The 25,910-nt window shown below is 67.0% G+C and carries 23 protein-coding genes and 1 pseudogene; 15 read left to right on the forward strand and 9 right to left on the reverse strand.

Features of this window, described 5'->3' with window-relative positions; genetic code table 11:
• Window positions 1-94 precede the first annotated feature (94 nt).
• Both IEW19_RS15050 and IEW19_RS15055 read right to left on the reverse strand, forming a co-directional pair.
• A complete protein-coding gene (locus IEW19_RS15050) occupies window positions 95-634 on the reverse strand; it encodes a hypothetical protein (RefSeq protein ID WP_188572428.1) in 540 nt (179 codons plus the stop codon).
• An 8-nt stretch (window positions 635-642) separates the two neighbouring features.
• Window positions 643-858, reverse strand: coding sequence for a hypothetical protein (locus tag IEW19_RS15055; RefSeq protein WP_308420002.1), 216 nt, complete (start codon window positions 856-858; stop codon window positions 643-645).
• A gap of 46 nt (window positions 859-904) precedes the next feature.
• Between IEW19_RS15055 and IEW19_RS15060 the strand changes: the two genes are divergently transcribed.
• Entirely contained in the window at window positions 905-1,732 is an 828-nt protein-coding gene (locus tag IEW19_RS15060) for a DUF1684 domain-containing protein (protein ID WP_188572429.1), read from the forward strand.
• Window positions 1,733-1,761: 29 nt separating this feature from the next.
• Here IEW19_RS15060 and IEW19_RS15065 read toward each other — a convergent pair whose 3' ends face one another.
• From IEW19_RS15065 to IEW19_RS15075, 3 genes are all read right to left on the reverse strand, one after another.
• Complete coding sequence (locus IEW19_RS15065) at window positions 1,762-3,165, reverse strand: HNH endonuclease (RefSeq protein ID WP_373283615.1); 1,404 nt, start codon at window positions 3,163-3,165, stop codon at window positions 1,762-1,764.
• 315 nt (window positions 3,166-3,480) lie between these two features.
• Window positions 3,481-4,686: an acyl-CoA dehydrogenase family protein gene (locus IEW19_RS15070; protein WP_188572431.1), complete on the reverse strand. Its 1,206-nt coding sequence runs from the start codon at window positions 4,684-4,686 to the stop codon at window positions 3,481-3,483.
• Window positions 4,683-5,477, reverse strand: a complete 795-nt coding sequence (locus IEW19_RS15075; RefSeq protein ID WP_188572432.1) for an SDR family NAD(P)-dependent oxidoreductase — start codon at window positions 5,475-5,477, stop codon at window positions 4,683-4,685. The genes IEW19_RS15070 and IEW19_RS15075 overlap by 4 nt, the downstream gene beginning before the upstream one ends.
• Before the next feature lie 140 nt (window positions 5,478-5,617).
• Here IEW19_RS15075 and IEW19_RS15080 point away from each other — a divergent pair, with 140 nt between their 5' ends.
• Entirely contained in the window at window positions 5,618-6,859 is a 1,242-nt protein-coding gene (locus IEW19_RS15080; RefSeq protein ID WP_188572433.1) for a glycoside hydrolase family 76 protein, read from the forward strand.
• Here IEW19_RS15080 and IEW19_RS15085 read toward each other — a convergent pair.
• Window positions 6,856-7,458: a YdeI/OmpD-associated family protein gene (locus tag IEW19_RS15085; RefSeq protein WP_188572434.1), complete on the reverse strand. Its 603-nt coding sequence runs from the start codon at window positions 7,456-7,458 to the stop codon at window positions 6,856-6,858. The two genes, IEW19_RS15080 and IEW19_RS15085, sit on opposite strands and share 4 nt — an antisense overlap.
• A 106-nt stretch (window positions 7,459-7,564) precedes the next feature.
• Here IEW19_RS15085 and IEW19_RS15090 point away from each other — a divergent pair, with 106 nt between their 5' ends.
• The 7 genes and pseudogenes from IEW19_RS15090 to IEW19_RS15120 form a co-directional block, all read left to right on the forward strand.
• Complete coding sequence (locus IEW19_RS15090; protein WP_188572435.1) at window positions 7,565-8,308, forward strand: VOC family protein; 744 nt, start codon at window positions 7,565-7,567, stop codon at window positions 8,306-8,308.
• A 9-nt stretch (window positions 8,309-8,317) separates the two neighbouring features.
• Window positions 8,318-8,857 carry an NUDIX hydrolase family protein gene (locus IEW19_RS15095; protein ID WP_188572436.1) on the forward strand — a complete coding sequence of 180 codons (540 nt, stop codon included), beginning with the start codon at window positions 8,318-8,320 and terminating at the stop codon, window positions 8,855-8,857.
• A gap of 88 nt (window positions 8,858-8,945) precedes the next feature.
• Window positions 8,946-9,977, forward strand: coding sequence for a DUF6707 family protein (locus IEW19_RS15100; RefSeq protein WP_188572437.1), 1,032 nt, complete (start codon window positions 8,946-8,948; stop codon window positions 9,975-9,977).
• A 94-nt stretch (window positions 9,978-10,071) separates the two neighbouring features.
• A complete protein-coding gene (locus IEW19_RS15105) occupies window positions 10,072-10,800 on the forward strand; it encodes an SRPBCC family protein (RefSeq protein WP_188572438.1) in 729 nt (242 codons plus the stop codon).
• A gap of 66 nt (window positions 10,801-10,866) precedes the next feature.
• On the forward strand, window positions 10,867-12,162 hold the full coding sequence (gene tgt, locus IEW19_RS15110; RefSeq protein ID WP_188572439.1) for a tRNA guanosine(34) transglycosylase Tgt: 1,296 nt from the start codon (window positions 10,867-10,869) through the stop codon (window positions 12,160-12,162).
• A gap of 35 nt (window positions 12,163-12,197) precedes the next feature.
• On the forward strand, window positions 12,198-12,956 hold the full coding sequence (locus tag IEW19_RS15115; RefSeq protein ID WP_188572440.1) for a dienelactone hydrolase family protein: 759 nt from the start codon (window positions 12,198-12,200) through the stop codon (window positions 12,954-12,956).
• A 160-nt stretch (window positions 12,957-13,116) separates the two neighbouring features.
• A pseudogene (locus IEW19_RS15120) lies at window positions 13,117-13,455 on the forward strand (bifunctional hydroxymethylpyrimidine kinase/phosphomethylpyrimidine kinase); the annotation flags it as partial.
• 104 nt (window positions 13,456-13,559) lie between these two features.
• Here IEW19_RS15120 and IEW19_RS15125 read toward each other — a convergent pair.
• Together IEW19_RS15125 and IEW19_RS15130 are read right to left on the reverse strand one after the other, a co-directional pair.
• Window positions 13,560-15,308, reverse strand: coding sequence for a pyruvate dehydrogenase (locus IEW19_RS15125; RefSeq protein WP_188572452.1), 1,749 nt, complete (start codon window positions 15,306-15,308; stop codon window positions 13,560-13,562).
• A gap of 166 nt (window positions 15,309-15,474) precedes the next feature.
• Window positions 15,475-16,869, reverse strand: coding sequence for an MFS transporter (locus IEW19_RS15130; RefSeq protein ID WP_188572441.1), 1,395 nt, complete (start codon window positions 16,867-16,869; stop codon window positions 15,475-15,477).
• 238 nt (window positions 16,870-17,107) lie between these two features.
• Here IEW19_RS15130 and IEW19_RS15135 point away from each other — a divergent pair, with 238 nt between their 5' ends.
• The 4 genes from IEW19_RS15135 to IEW19_RS15150 all read left to right on the forward strand — a co-directional run bounded on the left by IEW19_RS15135 (window position 17,108) and on the right by IEW19_RS15150 (window position 20,936).
• Window positions 17,108-17,779 (forward strand): response regulator transcription factor, encoded by a 672-nt coding sequence (locus IEW19_RS15135; protein WP_188572442.1) that lies wholly within the window; start codon window positions 17,108-17,110, stop codon window positions 17,777-17,779.
• Entirely contained in the window at window positions 17,776-19,224 is a 1,449-nt protein-coding gene (locus IEW19_RS15140) for a sensor histidine kinase (RefSeq protein WP_188572443.1), read from the forward strand. The genes IEW19_RS15135 and IEW19_RS15140 overlap by 4 nt, the downstream gene beginning before the upstream one ends.
• Entirely contained in the window at window positions 19,217-20,218 is a 1,002-nt protein-coding gene (locus tag IEW19_RS15145; protein ID WP_188572444.1) for a TAXI family TRAP transporter solute-binding subunit, read from the forward strand. Before IEW19_RS15140 ends, IEW19_RS15145 begins: the two co-directional genes overlap by 8 nt.
• A 331-nt stretch (window positions 20,219-20,549) precedes the next feature.
• Window positions 20,550-20,936, forward strand: coding sequence for a hypothetical protein (locus tag IEW19_RS15150; protein WP_188572445.1), 387 nt, complete (start codon window positions 20,550-20,552; stop codon window positions 20,934-20,936).
• Here the strand turns inward: IEW19_RS15150 and IEW19_RS15155 are convergent.
• A complete protein-coding gene (locus tag IEW19_RS15155) occupies window positions 20,933-22,444 on the reverse strand; it encodes an XRE family transcriptional regulator (protein ID WP_188572446.1) in 1,512 nt (503 codons plus the stop codon). The two genes, IEW19_RS15150 and IEW19_RS15155, sit on opposite strands and share 4 nt — an antisense overlap.
• Window positions 22,445-22,593: 149 nt before the next feature.
• Here IEW19_RS15155 and aceA point away from each other — a divergent pair, with 149 nt between their 5' ends.
• Together aceA and aceB are read left to right on the forward strand one after the other, a co-directional pair.
• Complete coding sequence (aceA, locus tag IEW19_RS15160) at window positions 22,594-23,910, forward strand: isocitrate lyase (protein ID WP_188572447.1); 1,317 nt, start codon at window positions 22,594-22,596, stop codon at window positions 23,908-23,910.
• A 96-nt stretch (window positions 23,911-24,006) separates the two neighbouring features.
• On the forward strand, window positions 24,007-25,659 hold the full coding sequence (gene aceB, locus IEW19_RS15165) for a malate synthase A (protein WP_188572448.1): 1,653 nt from the start codon (window positions 24,007-24,009) through the stop codon (window positions 25,657-25,659).
• Window positions 25,660-25,910: the final 251 nt, after the last annotated feature.

Consider the following 25,910-nt stretch of genomic DNA (forward strand, 5'->3'; position numbering starts at 1 on the left):
ATTTGGACTTGGCCCGTACACTGCGCTGGATACTGTGAGCCACGTTACTAGCTAAAGATGCTACCCCCGGACCGGCGGCTCAGTGGAATCCGTCTCACAAGATGTCGCGGTACCCCACGTGGCGTTTCACAGCGTCCAGCTCCGCCCGGAGCTTTTCCACCTCGCCCTGCCAGGCCGCAGCCTCGGCTCTACGACGGCGGGCCTTCCCGGCCTGCACGGCAGCGGCTGCAAGCGCCACCGGCACCGAGATGGCCGTGGCCCAGCCGGCGGCTGCGAAGAAGTCCAGCGCCACGGGCAGGGCGGCGCGGAAGTCGATGAAGTCGTTGACCCCGCCGGCCATGCCCGCCATGGCCCCGTCCAGGGGCTCCAGGAACTGGCCCACCACCGGGGTCCCGGAAAGCGCGGGCGGGGCGAGCTTGGGCTGGCCGTCCCCGCCCCACCGCCCGTCCGCAAGATGGTTCAGCACATAGATGCCGGCGCCGGTGTTTGCTGCCATGAAGACAACGACGGCGGCGAGCGCCGCAAGGTCGGCCCGGCGGCGGCGCCACACCATTGAGCCCGCGCCGGCAACCAGCGCTGCCATCCAGGTGAGCGCCGCCAGCCACTCACGATTCATTCCGGCAAGGATGTCCACTCACCCATTCAACCCCGGCGGACCACCTTGAACGTGAAATCCGGGGTTCCCAGCGCGCCGAACAGCCGCAGCCAGAGCGGCAGCACCATCTCGGCGCCGCGGGCGGTGGTGATGTCGCCGGGGTCGATGATGTCCCGGTGGCCCAGCGCCTCCAGCAGGCCTGCGGTTTCGCTGGGGTCCCGGGCGCCGGCCGGAACAAGGGGAATCAGGGGCGGAATGAACATGCGCGGCCGGCGGTTGTAGCGGGGGCATACGCAACCGGAAGGAACCATGACCACCACCCCAGCCGCCAAAGTCGAACGCTGGCAGCGCTTCCGCACCAACCGCGACAACGCCCTGGCAACGCCGCACGGCTGGCTCACCCTCACGTCCTTCCAGTGGCTCGAAGACTCGCCTGGCGCCGTCGACCTCTCCCCCGGTCTGTGGTCAACGGACGGCTCAGGCACCACGGCGTTCCTCACCGCAGCGGCGTCGGACGGTCTGACACTGGTGGAGACGGGGGAAAAGGTGGACGGCACGGTGTCCGCCGTCCTTGCGGACGAGGAGTCACTGATGTGGGTGCAGTTTGGTGGCCCGGACGGGGACCAGGTGGTAGTTGAACTGGCCATGCGCGGGGGCCGGTACGCCATCCGTACCAGGGACGCGGCCTCGCCGGTTTTTACCGGCTTCGACGGCGTGCCCACCTACCCCTACAACCCTGGCTGGGAGGTGACCGGCCGGTTCGAGCCCTACCCTGCGCCGGTGGACGTACCGATCGGCACCGCGAACCCTCTGGTGGACGGCGTCCACCGCAGCGTGGGAGAGGTGGTGTTCAGGCTCCCGGGCAGCGCCCACGAGTTCCGGCTGCAGGCGGAGGAGGAGAAACTCGGTGCCCTGACCGTCACGTTCCATGATGAGACCAACGGCGATACCACCGGCGATTGGCGGAAGCTGGCGCTGTCCAGGCCCCGGCACGACGGCTCCGTGGTCCTGGATTTCAACCGGGCCATCAACTACCCCAGCGCCTTCACCCCCTACGGCACCTGCCCCATGCCGGTGAAGAACAACAGCCTGGACATCCGCGTTGAGGCAGGCGAGAAACAGCCCTACCCCTCATAACCTGCCGGATATCCTCCGCCTGGCGCCAGTTAGGGAACACCGCTCATTTTGCGGCTGGCGCGCCGGACCGGCCGGCGGGGAGCGCTGGTGGGCGGGGCTGCCATCCCCACCTGGACCACGGCCGGTGGCCGCGATTCGGCCACCGCCGCGGCCGGCTTAGCTACGTTTGTGCCCGGCAGTGGTGGTGCGGTGGAGTGGTAGGTGTGGCCGGTTGGGGTGGTGGTTGCCACGGTGTGGCGTGGGCCGGGGACGGGTTTTGCGGTCCAGCCGGGGGTTTCTTTGGTGTGGTTGCAGGCTTCGCAGAGGCCCTGGCCATTGCCGGCGCTGGTGGGTCCGCCGTTGTGCCAGGCGGTGATGTGGTCGTGGTGCCTGATCGGGGCGTCGCAGTACGGGGTCCGGCAGGTATCGTCCCGGATTTGGAGGAAGCGTTTCAACCCGGCAGGGAAGAGCCGGGCTTTGGAGTCCATCGCGACCAGCTCTCCGGAGCCGGGTGCGGTGTACAGCCGGCGGACCCACAGGTCCAGCTGGCGCAGACCTGCGACATCATCGGCGCTGGCGTCCTCACCAGCGATCCCGACCGTGACCGCGTCTGACCCGCGGCCTGTGAGGCTTTGAGGCGCTGTCTCGCTGTTGCGGGCTTCCCCGGTGAGGGCGATGTCCCGTGCCCAGGCTGCCGGGACCGTGCCGTAGCCGGGGAGCCTTGCGGGTTCGGCGTCGGCCTGGAGGAGGGTGCGGTCGGTCATGACGAGCTGGATCTCCACGCCGCTGATCCCGCCGGGGGTGCCGGTGATCCTTTCGACGAGGGTGTCGGCCATGACCTGCCCCCTCGACCGGCCATCCCCTGCCGAGCGGGCGGCATCAGCCTCCTTCGCGAGGGCGGCGTACGCGGCCACACCCTGTGTGACCGGCAGCAGCGCGGTCAGGTAGGTCATGGTGTCAGGGGCAGGGCGCAGACTCACACACCGTTCAGAGACCGCACGTGCGGCCCGCTTAGCGACCGAGGCAGGGTCCCGCCGGTACGCCGCGGCCCGGACGGTGGCGATGATCGCTTTATCGCCGGCGCCGTCGAGGGCACCGGTGTCGGCGGCGAGTTCCTCATCGACCCCGGCCCGGTCCTCCACCGACAGGCAGATGGTTTCCTTGATCACCAGCGTCACCCGCCACTCATTCAGTAGACCGCTCCGGAACGCCGCGAACGTGCGGGGCATCCCGGTGAGCGTCTTGGCCAGGCCCAGCAACCTGGAGCCTCGGGCCGGGGACTCCCGACGGGCCAACGCGATCTGCGCCGCCACCCCTGCACCCTGCTCCTCCACCGGCACCCCGGCCGCGGCCTGCTCCCGCCGCTGCTGGAGATCAAAGGCCACGGCAAGCCGGGCCTGCTGCGCGCCCGCCAGGCACTTCACCTCCTCCCACAACCGCATCTGCTCAACCATCCCCACACCATCCGCGGGCACAGGAACGCGGTCGAGCAACCCCAAGACGTCAGCGAGGGACGGCTCCGGGGTCACTGCAGTAGCTGGCTGAAGCGGAACAGCAGCCGGAACAGCACAGGGCTGGGACGTTGCATAGCGCCCCGCCCCCACCACTGCCGCCGTCCCCAAAACCGCTTCCATGACCAAAGTCTTCCACCGGGGTCTGACAACCACAGCCACCCAAAACCCCTATGTGGACAACGGCCGGGTGCGGCACTTTCACCAGTCCCGGCCGCCAAATAAGGCGCAACCGTCCAAGTCTTTTCAGGCAGATTCTTAGGAAATGGCTGAAATTCCGGTGACCGCCCGGCCCACGATCAGGGTGTTGACCTCGAACGAGCCCTCGTAGGTGTAGATTGCCTCAGCGTCCGCGAAAATCTTGGCCATCCGGTAATCCGTGACGATCCCGTTCCCGCCAAGAATGGACCGGCCCAGCGCCACGGTTTCACGCATGCGGGCACTGAGGTAGGACTTGGCCAGCGCCACCTGCGGCATGTCGGCGGCGCCCTGGTCCTGCAGCCTGGCGATCCCCGCCATCATGGCCATGCCGGCCACGGCATTGCCCAGCATGGTCACCAGCTGCTGCTGGATCAGCTGGAAGTGGGCCAGCGGGCGGCCGAACTGGTGGCGTTCCACGGCGTACTGCCGGGCGACGTCGAACGCCGCCAGCTGCTGGCCCACCGCCTGCCAGGCCACCATGATCCGTGAGCTGCGGAGCAGTTCCTTGGTGTCCTCGAAGCTGCTGATCCCGCCAAAACGGTCCACCTCGGGGATCCGGACGTCCCGGAACTCAATGTCCGCGTTCTGCACGGTGCGCAGGGCGATCTTGTTCTCGATCCTGCTCCGGCTGACACCCGGCAGGGTGGCGTCCACGATGAAGCCCCGCACGGAGCCGTCCGCCTCATCCCGGGCCCACACCAACATGTAGTCGCAGAACGTCCCGTTGCCAATCCACCGCTTGGCGCCGTTGAGCACCCAGGTGTCGCCGTCGTCGTCCGCTTCCCCGGTGCTGGACGAGATCCGCCGGGCCCGCGTCTCCATCCCGCCTGCCACGTCGGATCCGTGCAGGGGTTCGGTGAGGGCGAACGCGCCGGTGGTGCGCAGCTCCGAAGCGTCGGCAAGCAACCGCTGCTTCTGGTCGTCAGTGCCGAAGGTATGCAGGGACTCGACGAACAGATCGTGGTGGACCAGGAAGAACGTGGCAAGTGACGTGTCCACCCGGGTGATCTCCGCGATGACCAGCCCGGCGAACAGGTGGCTGTAGCCGCGGTGGGCCGGCGTGCTCAACTCCAGGGCAGCGAGCTTGGGCAGGATGTGGGAGGGGAATTCGGCCTTGTTCCACCAGTCCGCGGCGTAGGGTGCCACCTCGGATGCCAGGAAGTCCCGGAGTTCGGCCAGTTTGTTCCGTTCAGCCTGGCTCAGCATCGATTCGACGGCGAAGAAGTCCGCCGCCGGCAGTTGCGACAGATCCGCCGGGCTCATTTTGGCCCCATCCGGATGGCGCCGTCCAGGCGGATGGTTTCGCCGTTCAGCATGGCGTTGTCAACGATGTGCGCCACCAGGTTGGCGTATTCGGCGGGCTTGCCCAGCCGGGAGGGGTGCGGGACCTGCGCGCCCAGGGAGTCCTGCGCCTCCTGCGGCAGGCCAGCCATCATGGGGGTTTCAAAAATGCCCGGCGCGATGGTGACGACGCGGACCAGTGAGCGCGCCAGCTCCCGTGCAATTGGCAGCGTCATGGCTGCGACCGCACCCTTGGATGCGGAGTACGCAGGCTGGCCAATCTGCCCGTCGAAAGCAGCCACGGAGGCGGTGTTGATGATGACGCCGCGTTCCGGTCCGCCGAGAGGGGTGACGGCGGGCTCGGTGGCCACCATCGCTTCAACCGCCAGCCGCAGGACGTTGAAGGTTCCCACCAGGTTGACCTGGACGACGCGGCTGAAGGTTTCCAGGGGCAGTACGCCCTCGCGTCCCAGCACCTTGCCGGGGGTGGCTATCCCGGCGCAGTTGACCACGATCCGCAGCGGTCCCAGCGCGATGGCGGTCCCGACGGCGGCACGGACGTCGGCCTCGCTGGTCACGTCTGCGGGGGCAAAGACGGCGGACTGGCCGCTTTCGGCGCGGGCGTTGAGTTCGTCCGCCATTGCCTGCCCGTTTGAGGAGGGGAGGTCAACGAGCACCACTGAGGCGCCGGCGTCGAACAATCTTCCGGCGGTGGCCGCTCCAAGCCCGGAGGCGCCACCTGTCACCAGTGCGACGCTGCCTGCGATGTCCATACATCCTCCTTGATGCGTGTGCCCTGGCCACGGAGCGGCCTCGAGCAACAGTTAATGCATGTTAACTGAAATTCGGCGCGGCCGCACGCTCCCCGCGGCCCCAGCACTCCCTGCCCCGGCGGTACCGTTAGGGTGACGGCATGGCTTCCAGCAGCACGCCCTTGACCGTCCGGCAGGACCGGGCAAACCACGCGGCCCGGTCCGTGACCGCCCTGTTCGGCCGGAGACTGTTGTTCCTGCCCGGAACCCACCTGGCCGCGGTGCTGTGGCAGGGCAGGCACCCGGGCGGACAAGTCCAGAAGGAACGGCAGGAGCAAGGCGCCTACCAGGGGAACCGCTGGCTGGCCGCGCTGCGCCGGGCACGGCCGGCTGCAAGGCTGCTCCTCCCCTGGCACTACTGGTGGCAGGCGCACTATGTTGACTGCCTGGTGGACACCGGACGGCGGGAACTTGGCGGCGGTGCAACCCCCGCGGCCCGGTTCAGCGGCCCGGACCTGCCCAGCGCAGGGCACCTGGCCTCGCGGCTGGTCACCGGGATCCGGCTCCGCAACGCCCTGACCTTCGTGAACAGCTACTACGACGACATGGCCTGGCTTGCCCTGGCAGCCCTCCGGCTGGACAGATTGGCCGAGGAAACACGGCGTCCGGGCCGGCGCCGCAACGCCAAAGTCCGCACATCGCTGGCGCTTCAGTTCGACGCCGCCTGCACCGATGACCTGGGCGGCGGCACGTTCTGGAGCAAGAAGCGGGATTTCAAGAACACCCCCGCCACGGCTCCGGTGTCTCTCTTCTATGCCCGTACTGGCCAGCGGGCCAAGGCCCAGGCACTGCTGGACTGGCTGGACGCCACGCTCTTCGACCCGGACCAGTGCCTGTACCTGGACGGCGCTCGGCTGAACCGTGCCGGGGAGGTAGTGGTGGAACGGGCGGTGTACACCTACAACCAGGGTCCGGTTCTGGGCGCGCTCCTGGAACTGGGCGGCGACGACAACCTGGCCCGGGCGGTTGCGTTGGTGGACGCCGTCGACAGGCTCCTCACTCTTGCGGACAGCTCGGTGCTCCGCTGCGAAGGAACAGGCGACGGCGGCCTCTTCACCGGGATCCTCTGCCGTTACCTGGCCCTCGCGGCAGCAGACCATCGGCTTCCTGAGGCCACGCGCACCACGGCCGCCCGGCTGGTGACGGACACCGCTGAGGCGTTCTGGTCGGGCCGGCGCGCCGTGGGTGCCGGGGAAGGCAGGGCCGGGCTGGAGGGCAGGAGCATCTTCTCGCTGCACGCCGCCCAACCGGCGGCCGAAACGTATCCGCCCGGTGCCGCCGTCGAACTTTCCACCCAGCTCCAGGCGTGGATGACGCTGGAGGCCGCGGCGTCCCTTCCCTAGTCCTGGCCGGCGGGGTGTTTCTTCTGCGGATACGGCGTTTCTCCCCGCGCCAGCATGTCCACGAACCCGGCGATCCTGCGTTCCCGGGTGGCCGCCTGCTTTGCCGAGTTGGTCCGGAACACCAGGGCGAACAGGTTGGTCCGGGTGAGGACATCGAACGTCGCCTGCGCCGCCGGGTTCGCGGCAATGGCGGCCGCCAGGTCCGCCGGAACTTCCACGTCAGCCTGCCCGCCATAGGCGGCGTCCCAGCGGCCATCCGCCTTGGCTGCCGCCACGGCTGCCCTGCCGGCGTCGGTCATTTTGCCCTCGTCTTCCAGCCGGGCAATGTGCCCCACGTTCCGCGCCGACCAGATGCTCCGGGAACGCCGCGGTGTCATCCGGACAAACATGCTTTCGCCGTCTCGCCGCCGAAGCTGCCCATCAATCCAGCCAAAGCACAGCGCCTCATCCAGCGCCGCAGGGTAGTCCAAGCCGGTCACTGTGCCGCCCTTCTTGTGCAGGACCAGCCATACGCCAGGGCTGGTCCTGTGGTTCTCCGCCAGCCAGGCGCGCCACGCCGCCGCGTCAGGCACCAGCAGTTCCTCGAGGTCATCGGCCATGGCCTAATTCTGCCTGTTGGATCCCACGCCACAAGGCCCGTGTGCAGCGGCGCTCCACGTGGCATCATGGCCCTACAGATCAATAACCCACCCTTAGGACAACGCCATGCTCCGAGTCCGCCCCGTACATTTCACCTCACGCACCGAGCAGTGGAAGCAGCTCCTCACAGCATTGGGGATGGTCAAGACAGAGGACGACGGCGGGTGGCAGGTCTTCGATTCCGGCTCGGGCCGCCTGGCGCTGCACACTGCCGAGGTTGGTTCAGGCCAGGACGGCCGCACCGTGTTTGCGGTGGAGGTGGGTGACGTGGGCGAGTTCGCCCGTCGGACCAACCTGGCGGCCCTGGAGGACGGGACGCAAAGGGACGGGACGCGGACTGCGGAACCGGTCACCGCGGACCATGGTGAGGCCTGCCGGATCAGCGCGCCGGACGGGTTCAGTTTCCTGGCTGACAAAGCAGCCCACTTCGCCCAGTGCGCGGACGCCGACCCTGCCCTGGCCGTCGTCGCGGTCTGGTACAGCGCGGAGCCCGAGGCGGCCGCCCGCACGCTGCTGCATATCGGCGCGCGCCCGCGCCCGGTGCCGGACAATGACGAAACCGCCGACTTCACGGCCAAGAACGGCGGGGTCCTCCTGGTGCGGCCGGCGTCGGGACCTCCGCGCCCGGGCCTGGGCTTCGAGTACGACGGCGGGCTGGAACCGCTGCAGGAGCGCCTCACCGCGGCTGGTTTCTCCGCCAGCCTGACGGAGGAGGCCTTTGGGAGCACCCTCCACGTAGCCAATCCGGACGCGGGCGGCGCCAACGCGCCCGCCACGGTCTGGATCTCCCAGCAGCGGCCCATGCGGTAGAACTTAACCATGAACGTGCGCACACCTGACCCGAATCCCGGCTGGCTCTCTGAAGAAGACCTTTTTGAGGCGCGGGGGCGGCTGCCCATGGTGTACGTCGAGGCAGTGCCGGTCAGGCTGGACCCGCTGGGGTACGTCAACGAAGTGGGAACACTGCTGCAGGCGGACGCGGACGGCACCATGGTGCGGTCACTCGTATCCGGCCGCGTCATCTACCGCGAAACCATCCGCGCCGCCCTGCTGCGGCACATGGAAAAGGACCTGGGCCCCCTGGCGTTCCCGCAACTCCCCCTCAGCCCCGTGCCGTTCACGGTTGCCGAATACTTCCCTGCACCGTCCCAGACGGGCTTCACCGATGAGCGGCAACACGCCGTTGCCCTGGCCTACATCATCCCGGTCACCGGGGAATGCGAGCCCCGCCAGGACGCCCTGGAACTGACTTGGATGACCCCGGAGGAAGTCCTCAGCCCGGGCGTCCAGATCGAGTTTTCGGGCGGCCGCGGCGGCCTCATCCGGCAGGCCCTGGCCTTCGCAGGCGTGGGCTTCTGACATCCGCGCCGGGACGTGGGGGTCCCCGGCTTTAGGCGCCCACCTTTGTAGACTGTAGGGCGGACCGCAAGAGAACTTAAGGACTCCCATGACCGAATCACCAGCCGCCAGGCACCACAGTGAGCAGCAGGCTGGATCTCTGACCACCGGCAGCCACATCCTCCTCCCCGACGGCCGGCGCACTGCCGAAATCGACCAGGTGGAGCTTGAGCACGACGACTTCGGCTCCCCGGCCCTGGTTTTGGCCAGCCTCTCCGGCGGCGGCACCCTGCGGGTGGCCATCGGCACCATGGTCACGGTGGTGGACGGAGCGCACGACGACGTCACCCAGCTTCCGCTGCCCGCGGACCTTCCGGAGGCCGCACCGCCGGTGGAAACCGCCGCGCCCAACGATTTCCGGCAGGAGCAGCCCGGCGGCGGGACCGGACCCATCGCCGTGGCGCCCGCCGTAGTCGTACCTCCGCTGCCGCCGGTACCGCCCGCGGTGCCGGGACCCAGCGAGGAGGAACTCGCGCTGATCCCGGCGCCTGACGGAACTCCCGAATCCGTGGTGGAGGCCGCCGCAGAAGCGCACCCTGACGCCCAGGGCGTCCTGCTCCTTGCCGACCGGCTCTCCAAGGGCGTCAACTTCAAGTCCGGAAGCTGCCTGAAGGACCTCAGCGACCTGGCGCACGAACTGTTCGTCACGCACAAGGACGCCGATGGAGCGTTGCCGGTGGCGGACCTACTCACAGTGCTGCCCTATGACGGAAACCCGGGCCGGTGGACCTCGGTGGAGGCCTCCCTGGCGCTGGCCAGCTACATTTGCCGGCAGGACGGCCAGGACGAACGCGCCGAGGTCTACGAGAAGCTGATCCGCACTCCGGAAAACCAGGAAACGGACCCGTTCAAGGCGCGCATGGCCGCCAAGGTGCGGCAGCGCTCGCTGAATGAGCCCAACCTGTATGACAAGGAAATTTTCCGCTCCATCGACAACTCCAACCACGATGCCGAGCGCGAATGGCGTCTGCTGCGGCTGGAGTCGCTGCTGTTCCTGCGGGCCCACGGCGGCTCGGAAACCATCGGGATGTCCGAACTGGACCGGCGCATCAGCAACGAGCTGGAGGCTGTCCGCTCCTGACGGCCGGGGCGTCTTCCGGTGGTCTTCCCGTGGTCTTCGGGACAGGGAAAATTACCCCTACCCGGGGCAATGTCCGGGGCGTACATTCGGGGCTATGACCAATAATCTCAGCGTAGTGATCAACGCAGACGCGCCGCAGGTCTGGACCATGCTGCGTGAACCGGCCAAGGTGGCCCAGTGGCACGGCTGGCAGGCCGAGGACCTGGAGTCCGAGATCAAGGAGATCTACTTCTCCAGCGATGTGCAGGAAGCCCCGGACCACACCAGCCTCACTGTCCACGGCGGGGACACCTTTGAGCTCCATCCGGAGGCCGGTGGAACCCGGGTCAGCGTCACCCGCGGCGCAGTGGACCACGACTCGGAGTGGGCTGCCTGGGACGAGGACATCACCCAAGGCTGGCTAACCTTCCTGCAGCAGCTCCGTTTCGCGCTGGAACGCCATCCGCACGGCAAGCGGCACACCCTGTTCCTGCACCTGACGAAGGGCAAGAGCCCTGCCATCGATAAGCTCGGGCTGGCGGACCTCCCTGCCACGGGCGAGCCGTACCAGTTGACGCTGGGAACCGGCGAGGAGATCAGCGGGAAGGTCTGGTACCGCACCAGCCACCAGGTGGGGCTCACCGTGCACGGCTACGCGGAGCACGGCGAGGGGCTGTTGGTGGTGGCAGACCATCCCGCCATCAAGGACGTGCGCGCGGAGGGTGAAGGCTCGCTGGTGGTCGCGTCCACCTATGACCTGGGCGCTGGTGCCTTCGACGCCATCCGGTCGTCCTGGGATTCGTGGCGGTCCGAGAACTACCCCGAATCCGAACCAGCCAGCTGAGGGTTCGCCGCTGGCCTGCTTTGGCCCGGTTGCCGGCGTCGTGAGGTTTGCTGGCAGACTGGTAGGGTGCCTGCCAACCCTGCTTTCGCCCTGCCCGATACCCGGTCACAGTTTTCCTTCACGGTGGGCACGCGACTGGCGGATTCCTGCCCGCCGTCGGCATCGCAGGTAGCGGAAAACGACGGGGAATTCCTGGGCCGCACCGGCACCATCACCACCCCGCACGGCGGGATCCAGACACCGGCGTTCATCGCCGTCGGCACCAAAGCCACGGTGAAGGCAGTGCTCCCGGAATCCATGGCGGACCTGGGCGCCCAGGCCCTGCTGGCCAACGCCTACCACCTGTACCTGCAGCCGGGTCCGGACATCCTGGACGAGGCCGGCGGGCTCGGGGCGTTCATGAACTGGCCCGGCCCCACTTTCACTGACTCGGGCGGGTTCCAGGTGATGAGCCTGGGTTCGGGGTTCAAGAAGGTCATCGACATGAAGACTGTTGCTGCCGCGGGTGAACCCGGCCCCGACGACGCCGTGGCCCCCGGCAAGGAACGCCTGGCGCACATCGACGATGACGGCGTCTGGTTCAAGTCCCACCTGAACGGCGACCGGCACCGGTTCTCCCCCGAAATCTCCATGCGGGTCCAGCACCAGATCGGCGCTGACATCATGTTCGCGTTCGACGAGCTCACCACGCTGCAGAACTCCCGGCGCTACCAAGAGGAATCCCTGGAACGCACCCGGCTGTGGGCCGAGCGGTGTCTGGACGAGCACTTCCGCCTGACGGAGGAACGGGCGGGCAAGCCGTACCAGGCGCTGTTCGGGGTGATCCAGGGTGCGCAGTACGAGGACCTGCGCCGGAAGGCCTGCAGTGACCTTGGCGCCATGCCGTTCGATGGGTTCGGCATCGGCGGGGCGCTGGAGAAAGAGAACCTGGGCACCATTGTCCGCTGGTGCAACGAGGAGCTCCCGGAGGACAAGCCGCGGCACCTGCTGGGCATCTCCGAGCCGGACGATATCTTCACGGCCATCGAGAACGGCGCCGACACCTTCGACTGCGTTTCCCCCACCCGCGTGGCCCGCAACTCTGCCTTTTACACTCCAGAGGGTCGGTTCAACCTTTCCGGCGCCAAGTACAAGCGCGATTTCGGGCCGCTGCAGGAAGGCTGCGACTGCTACGCGTGCCAGAACTACTCGCGGGCGTACATCCACCACCTGTATAAGGCCAAGGAAATGGTGTCTGCCACCCTTATCTCCATCCACAACGAGCGGTTCGTGGTGAAGATGGTGGACGATGCGCGGCTGGCCATCGAGTCCGGCACCTTCTTCGAATTCAAGGCCGAGACCTTGGGGCGGTACTACTCCTGAGCCTGACTCCCGGGTGCCTCCGGTAGGGTGGCCCCATGCCTATCCAATCCATTGATATCCCAGCCGCAGAAGGCACCGCAGAGGCCCTGGTGGCCCGCCCGTCCACCGGGACCGGACCGTTCCCCGGCGTCATCTTCTACATGGACGCCTTCGGCCTGCGTCCCCGGATCGAGGAGATGGCCCAGCGCATCGCCGATTGGGGCTATGTGGTGTTGGCACCGAACGTTTTCTACCGCGAAGGAACGGCCGCCGAGCTGGCCCCAGAATCGGACATGACCACCCAGGAGGGCCGCGAAGCCGTCGGCACGGCTGCGTTCCCGCGGGTTGGCCGCCTGACGTCCCAAAAGGCCCTGCCGGACATCGACGCATGGGTTTCCGCGCTGGCGGCGCTCGACGGCGTGGCGCCGGGTCCCATCGGCACCACCGGTTATTGCATGGGCGCCCGGCTCGCCGTCCGCACCGCCACCTCCCATCCTGACGTGGTGGCGGCGTGCGGTGGCTTCCACGCCGGCGGCCTGGCCACGGACGAGCCGGACAGCCCGCACCTGGGGCTCAAGGACGCGCGGGCACGGTTTGTGTTCGGCCATGCCGACAATGACCGGAGCATGGCCCCCGACGCCGTCGCCCGCCTGGGCGAAGCGCTCAACGATGCGGGCCTGGAGGCATCCAACGAAATCTTCGCCGGCGCGCCGCACGGTTACACCATGGCAGACACCTCGGCCTTCCACCCGGAAGCCACCGAGCGGCATTTCCAGGAGCTCCGGGCTTTGCTGGACGGGGCGCTGAAGGCCTGACCCGGCGCCCCGCCGTCGAACCCGCCGGAAAGCTGCCGGCTCGCCGGAGCGTTCCGGCGATCCGGACGGCTGGACGGCGTCGGCGGGTTTTCCACATGACGACGGCGGCGCCTTCCGGAGCTGCCGCAGCCGCAGGATCCTGTCGGCATGACACCAGCACACCGACGTCGAATCCCTCAAGGCAGCCGCCGTGCGCATCCATGAGCTCAGCGGCGCGACAGTGCTGGCCAAGGGCGGGGTGCGGCTGGAAGGCCCGGACGCCGTCGACGTCTTCTACGACGGCGAGACGCTCGAAGTCCTGAGTGCCCCGAACGTGGGCGAGGTGGCGGTTTCCGGTGCCGGCTGCTCGCTCGCGGCCGCCGTAACGGCCGAACTGGCCAAGGGCGCCAGCCCGCTGGAGGCTGCGCGGACTGCCAAGGAGTTCGTCACAGTCGGCATCCGCAACCGCGTTGCCTCCGGCGCGCCGTTCCATGCCCTGTGGCAGGGCGGCGCCCGCTGACCAAACGCCCCATCACTTTCGGCCCTTAAAATCGGAACGCGTCTGCACTCACTGCCGACGCGTTCCGGGTTTAAGGGCGGTATCTGATAGCGCGTCTGGGCCCGTTACCGCCGGGGGATGTTGCGCAGGTTGCTGCGCGCCATACTCACGGCTTCGCCCGCTCCCCTGTTGAGGACCACCTTTGACATGGCCGTAGCAAACCCGATGACCTGGGAGCCGGAGATCTTTGGCGGGATGGACAGCGCCTTGGGATCGGTGATGAGCTCCACCAGCGACGGGCCGGGATGCGCAAACGCTTGCCGGTACGCCTCCTCGATCTGCGCGGGATCGGTCACGCGGACGGAGTGGAAACCAAGGGCCTTGGCCACGGCGGCGTAGTTGGCGTCCGGCACGTCCACGCCGAAGTCGGGAAGCCCGTCCACCAGCATCTCGAGCTTGACCATGCCCAGCGTGGAGTTGTTGAAGACCACCACGTTGACCGGCAGCTTGTACGCGGCCAGGGTCATGAGCTCGCCCAGCAGCATGGACAGGCCGCCATCGCCTGACACGGACACCACCTGCCGGCCGGGGTAGGCCACCTGCGCGCCGATGGCATGCGGGAGGGCGTTGGCCATGGACCCGTGCAGGAAGGACCCGATCAGCCGCCGCGTGCCCAGCGGGTTGATGTAGCGGGCGGTCCAGACATTGCACATGCCGGTGTCCGCGGTGAAGATGGCGTCCTCCGCAGCCACCTGGTCCAGCAGGGACGCCGCGTACTCCGGGTGGATGGGCTGCTTCTTCTCCACCTTGCGGGTATAAGCGCCCACCGCCTTGTTCATGAGCCGGTCGTGCTTCTTCAGCATCTGGTCCAGGAACCGGCTGCTCTTCTTGGCCTTCACAAGCGGGAGCAGGGCCCGGAGGGTGGGCAGCACGTCGCCGTGGACGGCGATGTCGACGTCGGTCCGCCGGCCCAGCCGCTGTGCCGCCCGGTCAACCTGCGCCGTCCGGGTGTCCGGCAGGAACTGGTCATACGGGAAGTCGGTGCCCAACAGGATCAGCAGGTCGGCGTCCTCGATGCCTTCCGCCGCCGCCCCGTAGCCCAGCAGGCCGGTCATGCCGATATCGAACGGGTTGTCGTACTGGACAAAGTCCTTGCCGCGCAGCGAGTGCCCCACCGGCGCCTTGGCCAGTTCGGCAAGCGCCATCAGCTCACTGTGCGCCCCTTCGACGCCGGCGCCCGCGAAGATGGCTACCTTGCCGGCGTCGTTGATGGCGTCCGCGAGCGCCTGGACGCTTGCCGGGTCAGGGACCAGGCTGGCAGGCCGGAACGTGGCCGGCAGCGGGGTGGGGCCTACGGCCTCCAGTCCGGCAATGTCACCGGGCAGGGTGACGACGGCGACTCCGCCGAGCCCCAGCGCGTGCTGGATGGCGCTGTGCATCACCCGGGGCGCCTGCTCAGCGGTGCTGACCAGTTCCGAATACACCGAACACTCGTTGAAGAGCCGGTCCGGGTGGGTCTCCTGGAAAAAGCTGCTGCCGATCTGCTTGCTCGGGATGTGCGAGGCGATGGCCAGGACCGGGGCGCCGGAGCGGTTGGCATCATAGAGCCCGTTGATTAAATGCAGGTTGCCGGGGCCGCAGGAGCCGGCGCACACCGCGAGCGTGCCGGTCAGCTGCGCCTCGGCCGCGGCGGCAAAGGCCGCGGCTTCCTCATGCCGGACGTGGATCCAGTCAATGCCGCCCTTGGCGGAGCCTCCCGTTTGGCGGACGGCGTCCACGATCGGGTTGAGGCTGTCGCCCACAATCCCGTAGATCCGCTGCACGCCGGCAGCCTGGAGTTGTTCGATGAGCTGGGTGGCAAGTTCCTTGGCCATGGTGCAGACTCCCGCGATTGTGGTGGTGGCTGACACGGCCCAATATAGTCCGGTGGGCTGGACCGGCACCTTGGCGGGGACATACAGAGGAGGCGTACGACGGCGGCCGGGCAGCCGCCGTCGTACGCCTCCTAAGGTGACAGGTTCCCTAGTGCCGTTCCGGACGCTAAACGCCGAGCGGATCCTTGTCTTTTCCGCCGCCCTCGGGCGCCTGCTCCCAGGCGTGGCCTTGTTCGTCGTCCAGGTGCGTGGCCTTCTTGTTCTTCAGGGCGAAGATGTAGACCACCAGCGAGATGGCGATCGCAACAGTGACGTAGGTGAAGAACAGGTCCTCCCGGCCTACGGTCTGGAACGCCGCCCCGATCAGCGGGACCGTACCGCCGAAGAGCGAGTTGGCGATCGCGTAGCCCAGGCCCACGCCGAGGGCGCGGATGGAGGCCGGGAAGAGCTCGGCCTTCACCAGGGCGTTGATGGAGGTGTAGCCGCCCACGATCAGCAGGCCGCCCATCATCAGCAGGAACGCGGTGAATGGATCCTTCGTGCCGGCCAGGGTGGACAGCAGCGGCCAGGTGAAGAGCACACCGGTGATGCCGAACCAGAGCAGCAGCGGCTTGCGGCCCACCTTGTCCGAGATGATGCCGTAAACGGGCTGCAGCAGCATGAAGATGAACAGGGCCCAGAAGTTGATCACGGAGGTGTCGGTCTTGGCGATGCCGGAGGTATCGTTCATGAACTTCAGGATGAAGTTGGTGTAGGTGTAGAAGGCCACGGTGCCGCCCAGGGTGATGCCGATGCATACCAGAAGCGGCTTCCAGTAGCCGGTGAAGAGCAGCTTCATGGTGCCGGGCTGGGCCTCGCCGGACTTCGCGGGGGTCTTGGCGGCGTTGATCTGGTCGGCGGAAACGGTCTCTTCCATGGAGCGGCGCAGCCACAGGACCACGAGTGCTGCGACGCCGCCGATGGCGAACGGGATCCGCCAGCCCCACTCGCCCAGGTCGCCCTTGGGCATGACGTTCTGCAGGATCACCAGGACCAGCAGGGCCAGCATCTGGCCGCCGACCAGGGTGACGTACTGGAAGCTGGAGAAGAAGCCGCGGCGCTTGGTAGTGGCGGCCTCGGACATGTAGGTGGCGCTGGTGCCGTATTCCCCGCCGACGGAGAAGCCCTGGATCACGCGCACGATGACCAAGAGGATCATGGCCCATAGCCCGATGACGTCCTGGGTGGGCAGCACGGCGATGGCGAAGGAGCCTGCGGACATCATTGTCACGCTCAGGGTCAGCGCCGCCTTGCGGCCACGGCGGTCAGCGTACCGGCCGAAGAACCAGGCGCCGATGGGCCGCATGAGGAAGGACGTCGAGAAGACGGCCATCGCTTCGAGGCCCGCCTGGAGCTCATCCTTGGAGTTGAAGAAGTGGGCCTGGAAGTAGGCGGCAAAGACGGTGTAGACGTAGAGGTCGTACCACTCCACAAGGTTGCCGGCGGAGCCCTTCAGGATGTTGCCCACGGCCCGCCGGGTCTGGGCGGCCTCCGATAGGGGCGCGGCGTGTTGGGTGCTCATCAGTGAGTTCCTCCTTGTTGTGACGTGCGTCCTCCAACGCCGGAGGGCCTCATCCACGGTATGGGTGATCCACCGCACAACCAACGCGGCGGGGCATTTCCTAACACTTCCTTAGGTTTCGCCGGCGCGTCGCGCCCCGACCGCCGGCCGGCCGCCGTCGGGCAAAACCGTTCAGCAGGCGGTAGTCTCCAAAGGCGGGGATGATCCGGGAGACCGCACAACAGCAAGGAAGATGGCAATGGACGTGCTGATCGTCGAGGACGACGACGCCATGGCCGGTGCCCTCACCGCCGCCGTCGAAAGCGCCGGGCACCACCCGCAGCGGCTGGCACGGGGCGCAGACGCGCTGCTGTCCCACCGGAACTTCCAGGTGATCCTCCTGGACCTTGGCCTGCCGGACATGGACGGGCTGGAGGTCCTGCGCAAGCTCCGCCAGGTCACCGACGTCCCCATCCTGATCCTGACCGCCCGCGACGACGAACGCAGCGTGGTGCTGGGGCTGCGTTCCGGTGCGGACGACTACCTGGTCAAGCCGGTCAAACTGGTGGAACTGCTGGCCAGGATCGAAGCGGTGACGCGCCGGGCCGGGCGTGCCGGCGGCGTCCCGCACGAGGACGTCATCGTGCTGCATGACCTGGCGATCGACCTGAACCGGCGCACCGCGTCGAAAGCGGCCCTGCCGCTTCCCCTGACCGCCACGGAGTTCGAACTCCTCGCTCTGCTGGCACGCCACGCGGGCTCTGTGGTCACCCGGGAACAGATCCTCGACGCCCTGTGGGGCGATGCGTTCCTGGCGTCCTCCCGCTCCCTGGACGTCCACCTCACCGGGCTGCGGGCAAAACTGCAAAAACCCGGCTTCATCATCAACGTCCGCGGGGTCGGCTACCGCGTGGAGGCGGCTGGCGCATGAGGCTCCGGGTGCTCGGCGTCCTCAGTGTGCTCTGCCTGGTGGTGGTCTTCCTGATTTCGGTCACCATCCTCACCTCCGCTTCCCGGGAGCTGACCCAGGAGCTGCAGATCAACCGGGCGGCGGCCCTGAACCGGCTGGCGCAGGTGGCGTTCGATGCGTCCGGTGACGGTGACACCGCGCGGCTGCAGCGTGAGATGGACACGTATTCCGGGTTGTACGGGGAAGGGATCGTGGTGCGCGTCCAGGAGGCCACCCTCCGTTCCGGGGATCTTGATGCGGGCCGGTCCGACGTGCAGGAAGCCTTGTCCGTTGCCCGGCTGAACGTGAGCAGCACGTCGCTGCAGCCGTTGGAGCCCTTCAGTTCCGGCTCCCGGGTCATCTTCAGGCCTTTTGGCAGCGCCAGCCAGGTCCTCGGCGCCGTGGTACTGGACGTCGACGCCGCCACCGCCCAGCAGAAACTCCGGGAACGCTGGCTCGCGGTGGGGGTGGCCGCACTTGCCCTCGCCGCTGTGCTCCTGCTGGGGGCGGCGCGGGTTACAGGATGGGTCCTCCGGCCCGTCCAGCGGTTGAACTCGGCGGTGCACGAGCTGGAAAGTACCGGCCGTGCCGGGCGCCTTCCGGAGGACGGGCCGCCGGAGCTGCGGGAACTGAGCCGGTCCTTCACGGTAATGGCCCGGACCGTTAGCGCCAGTATGGCAGCACAGCGTCAGCTGATCGCGGACACGTCCCACCAGCTTCGGAACCCGGTAGGGGCGCTCCGGCTGCGGCTGGACCTGCTCCAGCTCGAGCTCAAGACCGCACGGGAACATGATGCGGCTAAACGTGCCATGGCGGAGCTGGAACGGGTGGAGGAGATCCTGGACGGGGTCCTGAAACTTGCCGCCGCGGAACACCGGGCATCGGAAGGTTACCTGCGGGCTGCCGGCAGTCCCATGGACCCTGAGCCCGCACATCCGGTGGATCCCTTCCCCGGGCTCCAGGGCGAGATCGAGCGGGCAGCACCCTTGGCGGAACAGGCCGGCTGCCGGCTGGTCCTTGCGGAGCCGCCCCGACCGTCGACATTGATTTCCTGCCATCCCGCCGAGCTGGCCCAGATGGTGGGCGAACTCCTCAACAACGCCATCAAGTACGCCCCCGGCGCCACCGTGACGGCAGCGGTCCGGCCGTCACGGAACGTGGTGGTCGTGGAAATTTCCGACGACGGTCCGGGGCTTTCTACCTCGGAGCTCGCCTCCGCTGCCACCAGGTTTTGGCGGTCCCCGCGGCACGCATCGGTTCCGGGAACCGGGCTGGGAATGACCATTGTGGGCGAGCTGGCTGCTGCCAACGGGGGCCGCCTGGTGCTGGCCGACGCGGCGCCGCACGGGCTGTCGGCACGGATCGAGTTTCCTGCTTATGCGGCACAAATTCCATCAAACGCCGACGGCGGTGAGAAGCATGCGTGAGGTACACGTGCCCTCAACGGCGCCTTCCCGCCGCGCAGCGCTCAAGTCAGCCTTCGCCGTCGGACTCGCAGCGTGCCTGCCGCAGGCCCTCAGCGGGTGCACTGGAGGCGACCGGCCGGAGAGCCTCACGGTGGCTGGCGGTGAACCGGGTGGTTTCTATCTGGAGTTCTCAACGCTGCTGGCCGCGGCGCTGGAACGCCACGGCGTGGCGGGCCATGCCCGGGCGGTGGCCACCGGTGGCAGCCTGGACAATATCGCCGAGCTGCGGGCAGGGCGGGCCGCCTTTGCCGTAGCCCTGGCCGATGCGGCCGTGGATCAGCCGCGCGACGCACCGGAGATCGCCGCGGTCGGAAAGGTCTACGAGAACTACGTCCACTGTGTGGTCCGCAAAGACAGTGGGATCCGGGACATTTCCGGGCTGGCGGGCCGCCGGGTTGCCGTAGGCCAGCCCGGATCGGGTACTTCGCTGACCACTCCCCGACTCTTTGAAGCAGCCGGCCTGGGCACCTCAGCGGATGCCGCCGCGCCCCCGGCCGGAACCGCCGTCGTCGAAAACCTTGGCCTGAATGACGGCATCGCCGCTCTGAAGGCCGGCAGCGTTGACGCCCTGTTCTGGTCCGGCGGCGTTCCGACCGCCGCCATCGCCGCGGCCCAGCAGGAGGTGGCCCTGGGGCTGCTGGACCTGTCGGGGCTGCTGCCGGAGCTCCGCCGGCGCTATGGCGGCATGTACGACCGCGTCCTGATACCGGACGGCAGCTACCCAGGCGTGCCCGCGGTGTGGACGGTGGGCGCTCCGAACCTGCTCCTATGCCGCCGGGACCTGGACAGCGCCACCGTTGAGCGGACTGTACAGCTGCTGGTGCACAACGCCGGCGAGCTGATTCCGCAGTCCACCCTGGGCGTCCAGTTCCTCAGCGCGGAAAGCCTCATCAACACCGCTGGCGTCCCCCTGCACCCTGCCGCCGCAGCCGCGTATCGGACGCTCCACGGTTGACCCAAACGCTCCATCACTACCTGCAGCGAACCTCCCAACGCCCCATCACTTCCTGCACCAAATCCACCGGGCGGCCATTGGTTGGCTCCAGGTCGCGAGTATGGCCAGGCTTCCGGGCTTTCCACATACAGCTTTTATGCTCTGGCGGCAAGGGGTGCTGCCTCCATACCGTTTGAGCTATTCGGAAACAGGAAGCGAAGTGAGGATCAAAGTGGGCAGGAACCAGCGCCGACGGGCGGCACGAACGAAGTCCATGCGGAACCAGCCTGGAGACCCTTTCAAAGCCGCCATCCCAAGAGTGGCAATCCCGTCATCCGGAAACGTTCGCGAGTTGGAAACCCTGACTCCGGCCTTCATCTGCTGGTATGTGGAGCACCCATCCAGTACAGATGTGGAAGACGTGCTGGCGAGCCTGAAGCTCTTCTTCCGCTTCTACCCTGAGATCGGTGAAAACCGTTCCATCACTGCCCTCGACCCGGCCGAGGTGGCAGCAAGACTGGCCTCCCTCATCATCCATACCGTTAACGAAGGCATCGTGGCCACCTATTCACTGATGCAATTCCAGCGCTTCCTCGAAGACTCCGGCCGGTGGTCCGGCAACCCGGAATCGTACCGGGCAGTAAACGGCATCCTGATGGACATCATCTGCCTGGACATGCGCACGACATACAGCGGCGAGGTGAAAGCTGCCATCGTCACCTCTACCCCCTCCGGCTAGCTCCCCGAGTGCGCCTGCAGGAAGCTGTACACCTCGGTCTCGTCCACGCCGGGGAAGGCTCCGGGAGGCATGGCGGCCAGCAGGTGGGAGTGTGCCCGCGCCGAGGGCCAGGCGTTGCCCGCCCACTCCGCAGTAAGCGACGCCGGCGGTCGTTTGCAGCAGGTGGGGTCCGGGCAGTTGGACGTGGCCCGGGCGGTGGTTTCACGCCCGCGGAACCATTTCACGTGCTGGTATGGCACACCGATGCTCAACGAGAACTCACCGCTCGCGGACCGCTCCGTCCGCGCCGTGCACCAGTACGTTCCCGACGGGGTGTCCGTGTACTGGCTGTAGGCACTGAACTTGTCCGGCACGTCGAAAACCGCCCGGGAGGTCCAGGCCTTGCACGAGGGCTGGCCCTCGATGGCGCCGGTGTGGTCCTGGGGGAAGTTCACGCCGTCGTTCTCATATGCCTTGTAGATGATGCCGCTTTGGTGCGTCTTCTGGAAATGTGTGGTGAGGCCCAGGTGTTTGGTGGCCAGGTTGGTGAAGCGGTGCGCCGCCGTCTCATAGGAAACGGCGAACGCGTCCCGGATGTCCTCCACCGCGATTTCCTTGGCAGTCTTGGCTTTTTGCAGAAATTCCACGGTGGCCTGCTCGGGCAGGAGCAGGGCGGCGGCGAAGTAGTTGGTCGCAACCCGCTGGGCCAGGAAGTCACCATAGTTCTTGGGCGTTTCGTGGCCCAGGACGTAATGGCCCAGCGCCTGCAGCAGCACTGAGCGGGGGTCGTGGTCCTGCCGTTGGCTTTGCGTCAGGTAAATTTTGCGGTTCTTCAAATCCGTCACGGAACGGGTGGAGTGCGGCAGATCCCCCACATGGTGGAGGGTGAATCCCAGGTGCTCGGCGATGTCCGCGATGACGTGCTGGCTCAGGGGACCGGTGCTGTACCCCACCTCCTTCAGGACCTTCTGCGCCTCGGCCTCGTACTCAGGAAAGTAGTTCCCCCGCTCCCGCATCATGGCGCGCAGTTCACCGTTGGCGCGGCGGGCTTCCTCGGGGGTCGCCACCTGCTCGTTCATCTTCCGTTCAAGTTCGTGGAGCAGCCCCACCTGGGCCTCCAGCACATCCAGCGGCAGCCGCGAACTGATGCGGATTTTGGGCAGGTTCAGGGACTCGTACAGCGGCCCGCGCTGGTAGCGCTCCAGTTCGATTTCCAGGGCGGCGCGGCGGCTGGGCGGCTCGGCGCCGAGCATCTCGTCGATGCTGACGTTCAGTGCCGCTGCGAGGTGCTGGAGCAGGGTCAGCTTGGGTTCCCGCTTGCCGTTTTCGATCAGGCTCAGCTGGCTGGGAGCGGTGCCGACGGCGGCGCTCAGGTCATCGAGCGTGAGCCCGGCTTGTTTGCGCAGATGGCGGACGCGGCGGCCCAGCGCAATGACGTCCAGTTCCGCTGCGGCGGCTGACGGCGGCTGGGAAACGTCCCTGTTCCAGCTTGAAGGCGACATTTCTGAAGAATACGTGAAGAAGTGCATTTCTTTCCATAGTTTTTCTCTAGAAAGGGGGTTGAAAGTGCTGAAAAGTAGGTGTCACGGAAAGAAACACCGCACCGGAAAAGCCGGTGGGAACCTCAACGACGCGGTTCCCACCTACTCCATCCGGAGCTCAATCAAGGAGATCAACGATGACTGCAGCATTTGAGCCCACCCAGCAGACGCCCGAAGAGCAGGCTGCCGCCCTGGAGCTCGAGTGGGCCGCCAACCCCCGCTGGGAAGGTGTGACCCGGGACTACTCAGCTTCCGACGTCGTCCGCCTCCGCGGCCGCGTCACCGAAGAACAGACGCTGGCCCGGCGCGGCGCCGAGAAGCTGTGGAAACAGCTCACGGAAGAACACAAGACCGGCGGCTACACCAACGCGCTGGGTGCCCTCACCGGCAACCAGGCAGTGCAGCAGGTCAAGGCCGGGCTGCGCGCCATCTATCTTTCCGGCTGGCAGGTTGCCGCGGATGCGAACAACTCCGGGCACACCTACCCGGACCAGTCGCTCTACCCGGCCAACTCCGTTCCCACCGTGGTCCGCCGCATCAACAACGCGCTGCTCCGCGCCGACCAGATCGAATTTTCCGAGGGCATCCAGACCGTTGAGGACTGGCTGGTCCCGATCGTTGCCGACGCAGAAGCCGGCTTCGGCGGCCCGCTGAACGCCTACGAACTCATGAAATCCATGATCCAGGCCGGCGCCTCCGGCGTTCACTGGGAAGACCAGCTCGCCTCGGAAAAGAAGTGCGGCCACCTGGGCGGAAAGGTCCTGATTCCCACCCAGCAGCACGTCCGCACCCTCAACGCCGCCCGTCTGGCGGCCGACGTCGCCGGAACCCCCACCGTCGTCATCGCCCGCACCGATGCCGAGGCAGCAACCCTAATCACCTCCGACGTGGACGAACGGGACCAGGAATTCATCACCGGCGAGCGCACCGCCGAGGGCTTCTACAAGGTCCGCAACGGCATCGAACCCTGCATTGCCCGCGCCAAGGCCTACGCCCCCTACTCGGACCTGATCTGGATGGAAACCGGCACCCCGGACCTGGAGCTGGCCCGCAAGTTCGCCGAATCCGTCAAGGCCGACTTCCCGGACCAGATGCTCTCCTACAACTGCTCCCCGTCGTTCAACTGGCGCAAGCACCTGGACGATGACACCATCGCCAAGTTCCAGCGCGAACTCGGCGCCATGGGCTTCACCTTCCAGTTCATCACCCTGGCCGGCTTCCACGCCCTGAACTACTCGATGTTCGACCTCGCCCACGGCTACGCCCGCAACGGCATGAGCGCCTACGTCGAGCTTCAGGAGAAGGAATTCGCCTCCGAATCCCGCGGCTACACCGCAACCAAGCACCAGCGCGAAGTCGGCACCGGCTACTTCGATGACATCTCCACGGCGCTCAACCCCAACGCCTCCACCCTCGCCCTGGTCGGATCGACCGAAGAGGGCCAGTTCCACTAGACACCGCCTCCCCAAGTAAGTAGCAGTAAGTGTCGTTTTGGAGGCTCAAAACGACACTTACTGCTACCCAGTTGGGACCTTTCAAGGAGAACTCCCATGAACAGCTTCACTGACAGCTTCACGATTAATGGAATTACCCTCACCGCGCAGCCGATTTGCCGGCAGGACGAAGTGCTCACCCCGGACGCCCTCTCCTTCATCGCGAAGCTGCACCGGGCCACTGCTGATCGGCGGCAGGAGCTGCTGCAGGCACGGCGGGCACGGCGGGCCGATATTGCCGCCGGCGCCGACCCCCGGTTCCTCCGCGATACCGAGCACATCCGCAACGATCCGTCCTGGCGCGTCGCTCCCCCGGCGCCGGGTCTGGAGGACCGCCGCGTGGAAATCACTGGCCCGGTGGACAAGAAGATGACCATCAACGCCCTCAACTCCGGCGCCAAGGTGTGGCTGGCGGACATGGAGGACTCCTCCACCCCCACCTGGCGGAATGTCATCAAGGGCCAGCTGAACCTCACCGACGCCCTCGAACGCCGGATCGACTTCACCACGGAGGAAGGCAAGGAGTATAAGCTCCGCCCTGCCGGCGACCTGCCCACCATCGTGGTCCGCCCCCGCGGCTGGCACCTGCCGGAAAAGCACATGCTCATCGACGGCCAGCCCATTGCCGGCGGCATCGTGGACTTCGGCCTCTTCTTCTTCCACAACGCCCGCCGCCTGCTCGCCCAGGGCAAGGGCCCGTACTTCTACCTGCCCAAGATCGAGAACCACCTCGAAGCGCGGCTGTGGAACGACATCTTCATCCTGGCCCAGGACCTGCTCGGCATCCCGCAGGGCACCATCCGCGCCACGGTCCTCATCGAGACCATCACCGCGGCATTCGAGATGGAAGAGATCCTCTACGAACTGCGCGACCACGCCGCAGGCCTGAACGCCGGCCGGTGGGACTACATCTTCTCCCTCATCAAGAACTTCCGCACCCGAGGCCCCCGCTTCGTCCTGCCGGACCGCGGCCAGGTGACCATGACCCAGCCCTTCATGCGCGCCTACACAGAGCAGTTGGTCCGGGCCTGCCACAAGCGCGGCGCCATGGCCATCGGCGGGATGGCCGCAGCCGTTCCCAACCGCAAGGACCCGGAAGCCAACGCCAACGCCCTCGAGAAGGTCCGCGCCGACAAGACCCGCGAGGCCACCGACGGCTTCGACGGTTCCTGGGTGGCCCACCCCGACCTGGTGCCCATCTGCCGCGAGGTGTTCGACGGCGTCCTGGGGGACAAGCCCAACCAGCTGAACCGGCTCCGCGAGGATGTCATCCCGGACGACCGCGCCCTGATCAACGTCGCCGCCACCAACGGCACCATCACCGAACAGGGCATCCGGAACAACATCGAGGTCGGGATCCGCTACATCGAGTCCTGGCTCCGCGGCAACGGCGCAGTGGCCATCCACAACCTCATGGAGGACGCCGCCACCGCCGAAATCTCCCGCTCCCAGCTATGGCAGTGGATCTATGCCCGCGCCATCACGGACCACGGCGAGATCATCAGCCACGAATGGGTGGAGGAGCTCCTGGACCAGGAATTCACCCGGCTGGAACGCTTCGACGGCGACCGGTTCGAGGACGCCCGCGACATCTTCGAGGAAGTCACCCTTGCCACCGAATTCCCGTCCTTCCTCACCCTCCCCGCCTACGCCCGCTACCTGACCGAGGCCCGCGAAAAGGCCACCGTCGAGGAACTGGCTGCGGCCTGACCTGAAGAACTTCCGTCCGCCGGGCCGGCACGCCCTCCGCAACAGGCCCCCGAAATCCGGGGCGCCGGCCCGGCGACGGAGAACCCCAAACCCCCGCGAAATGGCACTTAACAGCAATATTCTGAGGGCAAAGTCATAGGGTCGTTGCAACGCTCTGATTGATGGAGCGTTAGATGGTCAAGTTGTTCCCGTCGAATGCCCGCACTGAGTTTGTTGATTTGGTGTGCGGCGGGCTGTCGATTCTGGAGGCC

Source organism: Arthrobacter liuii (assembly GCF_014639275.1).
Lineage (GTDB): Bacteria > Actinomycetota > Actinomycetes > Actinomycetales > Micrococcaceae > Arthrobacter > Arthrobacter liuii.